Source organism: Actinoplanes sp. NPDC049599, assembly GCF_044465625.1.
Lineage (GTDB): Bacteria > Actinomycetota > Actinomycetes > Mycobacteriales > Micromonosporaceae > Actinoplanes.
The window spans coordinates 1-3,510 of record NZ_JBITLX010000048.1 but is presented as its reverse complement, the minus strand read 5'-3'; the positions used below and the strand labels follow the sequence as shown (position 1 = coordinate 3,510).

The following is a 3,510-nucleotide window of genomic DNA, read 5'->3' as shown; positions in this document are numbered from 1 at the left end:
GGACGGGACGCTCAGGTCAGCCCGCCGACGGCGGCAGCCACCCGGGCGCGCAGCTGCTCCGGCAGCGGGGCGTAGCCGAGCCGGGCGGCGGCGGCCTGGCCGCGCGGGCCGGCGGTGTAGGCCAGGAAGGCGCGCAGCAGCGGCGGCGTCCCGGCCCGGCAGACCACCTCGTAGGTCACCAGCACGATCGGGTACGCCCCGGCGACGGCGGTCCGGTGGTCGACGGCCAGCCGCAGATCACCCCCGGCGCCGGTGACTCCGGCCGCGGCGACGGTGCGCCCGGCGGCCTCGTCGGTCAGCGTGGCGAACTCCCCGGCGCCGTTGCGGACCCGCGCGACGGCCAGGTCGTGGAACCGGGCGTACGACGCCTCGACGTAGCCGATCGCGCCGTCGGTGCGGGCGACGGTCGATGCCACCCCGTTGCTGCCCCGCCGCCCGGTGCCGCCCGGCGCGTCCCAGGTGCCGCCCGTGCCGAACGGCCAGCCGGCCCCGGCCGTCGCCGCCAGGAACGCGGTGAAGTTGGCGGTGGTGCCGGAGCTGTCCGCGCGGTGCACCGGCCGGATCGGCGTCGACGGCAGCACCGCCCCCGGGTTGTCCGCGGCGACCGCCGGGTCGTCCCAGCGGGTCACTCTCCCGGCGAAGATGCCGGCCACGGTCGCGGGCGCGAGCCGCAGGTCACCGACCCCGGCGACGTTGTAGGCGAGCGCGATCGGCCCGATCACCATGGGCAGGTGCACGACCGGCCCGCCGCACCGGGTCCCGGCGGCGGCCTGCTGCGCGGCGGTGAGCGGGGAATCCGTACCGGCGAAGTCACCGGTGCCGGCGGCGAAGGCGGTCAGGCCGGCGGTCGAGCCGGTGCTCTCGTACGCGACCGTGGCGTCGGGACAGGCCACCTGGTAGTCCCGGATCCAGGTGTTGACCACGTTGGTCTGCGCGGACGAGCCCTGGGCCCGCACCGTACCGGCGGCGCAGGCGATCCCGGCGGCAGCGGGCGCCGGGGTCGCGGAGACGGGACCGCAGGCCGCCGCCCCCAGCGTCAGCACCAGCAGTACGCCGAGCCGCGCCCTCACCGGTACTCCCCCAGCCGCTTGCGGACCCCGCCGAGGACCAGCAGCATCACGACGCCCAGCACCGGCACCGGGAGAAGCGGCCAGCCGGTCAGCAGCCGCTCGCCGTCGCGCAGCGCAACGTCGAACCCGGCCTTCCTCGCGGCGGCCGCCGCACCGATGGCGGCGTCGAAATAGAAGAAGTCGAAGGCGGCGTCACCCCGGCGGATCCCGGTGACCACATCGACGGCCGCGGCGGTGCGGCCGGAGTCGGCCAGCGCGACGACCCGCTGATGGCCCCGCTGGTAGCCGAGCCAGCGGTCGAGCGAGACGCTGCCCGGCTCCAGGCCGGCGCTGCCGCAACCCTGCACGACACAGGCGGACTTGCGGGTGAAATCCTGCCGGTACAGCCCGAGATTGCCGCTGAGCAGGTACCGGCTGGTGTCGGCGGCGGCGTCGTAACTGACCGCCCGGGTCCGCGACAACGCCAGGTACGGCGTCAGGTTGTCGTCCCGGGCGGCGCCGAGCCGCTGCGCCTGGGCGACCAGGACCAGGCAGGCTCCGGTCGTCAGCCCGAGCGTCAGCACGGTGGCGAGCACCAGAGCGGGGTTGACCAGCCGGCGGAACCGGCGCGCCAGCCACACCTGCAGCGCCACGAGCAGCACGGCCAGGCCACCACCGAGCACCACGGCCAGCACGACTGCCCAGACCTCGGTGGTCCGCTTGGCGGCGTACGCCCGGTCGAGCCGTGCCTCCCCCGCGTCCCGCAACCGCTCGGCGGCCGGCAGCAGGTCGAAATGCAGCACATTGGTCGCCTGCGTGTAGTAGCCGAGCGCGTCCGGCGGCAACCGCCCGGGCGGCTGCGGCGGCGCCTGCGACTGCGCCGTGAGGGTCTGCCACACCCAGCGCCGGTAAACGGCGAGATGGCGCATCAACTCCAGCACGATCGCCCGATCGGCGGAGCTGGTCGCGACGGTCAGCGACCGCTGCAGATCCGCATCGGCCTGCCGGCTCCGCTCCTGATAGGTGCCGAGCGCATCAAGCTGACTGCTGGACAATTCCGCGGCATCGCCGGCAAGCACCATCCGGGCCACCTGAGCATCAAGATCACTGAGCGCGAAATACAGATCGGCGGCGGTGGCGGCCTGCGGAACGGCCTGCCCACCGATGACCCTGACCTGGTCCTGAACCCGGGAGAACAACAGGCTGGTGGCGACGAGCAGCAGGAAGCAGGTGCCGATCACCAGGCCGGTCCAGAGCCGGAGACGGGCGGGGGTAGCCGGCGCAAGAACCCTCCGGATCGCCTCTGAAATTGCGGACACACCGCCACCGTAATGCCCGTCCGCAATGACCATGCGATCGGTTCCCGTCGTTTCCTTTCGTTCATACGCCGTTCCCCTGCGGTTTCCGAAAGAGCCGGATGCCGCCTTTCCGGGCAACAACGGCGGGGCCGCGCGAAGGCGCCCGACCGTCCCCGCAGGACGGCCGGACACTGGCCCGCGACGGCAACACCGGCACCCGACCGCCGCTTGCAGAAGGGCCGGGCACCGCCCACCCACGACGACGGCGCCCGACCACCCCTTGCGGGACCGCCAACCACCCCCACGACAACGGTGCCCGACCACCACCTCCGGGACCGCCAGAGGTCACCTCACCCACACCGGCGAGGCAGGCGCCCGACCGCCATACGATGGGAGCGATGGGACAGGATGAGCCGCCCGGCGTGCGGGTGATCCGCGTCGTCGAGCCCGACCCGCGGTGGCCGGTGCGCTTCGGCGAGCTCGGCCGGCGGCTGCGGCAGGCCCTCGGCGACGTCGCGGTGCGCATCGATCACATCGGCTCGACCGCCGTGCCGGGGCTGGCCGCGAAGCCGGTCGTCGACATCCAGATCTCGGTGGCCCGCCTGGAACCGGTGGAACCGTTCCGGGTGCCGCAGGTGGGCCTGGGCTACGTCTATCGCGCCGGCAACCCGGAACGCACCAAGCGGTACTTCCGGGAACCGCCGGGAGAGCCCCGCACCCACATCCACGTCCGGCGGGCGGGCAGCTTCTCGGAGCAGTTCCCACTGCTGTTCCGCGACTATCTCCGCGAACACCGCGAGGCGGCGGAGCACTACGCGGCGGTGAAACGCCGGCTCGCCGCCCGGCATCCGCACGACGGCCGCGCACTGCTGGCTGATCATCCAGCGGGCGGACGAGTGGGCGCAGACGACCGGATGGTCTCCCGGGCCGAGCGACGCCTGAGGCCGCCGGACGGCGGAGCAGGGATCTCCCCGCAGCTCCCGGCCCCGGAGCAGAAAGCAAAGCCGAGTCTTCTGCACGGCTGGTTCGGCGGTTGATCGCCATAGCCAGGACGGGCGCAGGGAGCAGCCGGTCGTCTCGCAGGCACATTGACCTGGACGGATCGGGTCCTTGCCGTGGATCGGTGGACCCGGCTCCGGTCCACTGACCGCTGGCGACAACTC

General features: G+C 73.6%; 3 protein-coding genes. 1 reads left to right on the top strand and 2 read right to left on the bottom strand.

The window, feature by feature from the left end:
- Window positions 1-11: 11 nt before the first annotated feature.
- Together pstS and ACIBQZ_RS41745 are read right to left on the bottom strand one after the other, a co-directional pair.
- A complete protein-coding gene (gene pstS, locus ACIBQZ_RS41750) occupies window positions 12-1,070 on the bottom strand; it encodes a phosphate ABC transporter substrate-binding protein PstS (protein ID WP_396094503.1) in 1,059 nt (352 codons plus the stop codon).
- Window positions 1,067-2,368: a hypothetical protein gene (locus tag ACIBQZ_RS41745; protein ID WP_396094502.1), complete on the bottom strand. Its 1,302-nt coding sequence runs from the start codon at window positions 2,366-2,368 to the stop codon at window positions 1,067-1,069. Before ACIBQZ_RS41745 ends, pstS begins: the two co-directional genes overlap by 4 nt.
- Before the next feature lie 377 nt (window positions 2,369-2,745).
- On the opposite strand from ACIBQZ_RS41745, the gene ACIBQZ_RS41740 reads away from it, so the two are divergent.
- The gene (locus tag ACIBQZ_RS41740) at window positions 2,746-3,384 is read left to right on the top strand and encodes a GrpB family protein (protein ID WP_396094501.1); all 639 of its coding nucleotides are present in this window, start codon (window positions 2,746-2,748) and stop codon (window positions 3,382-3,384) included.
- The last annotated feature ends 126 nt before the right edge of the window (window positions 3,385-3,510 follow it).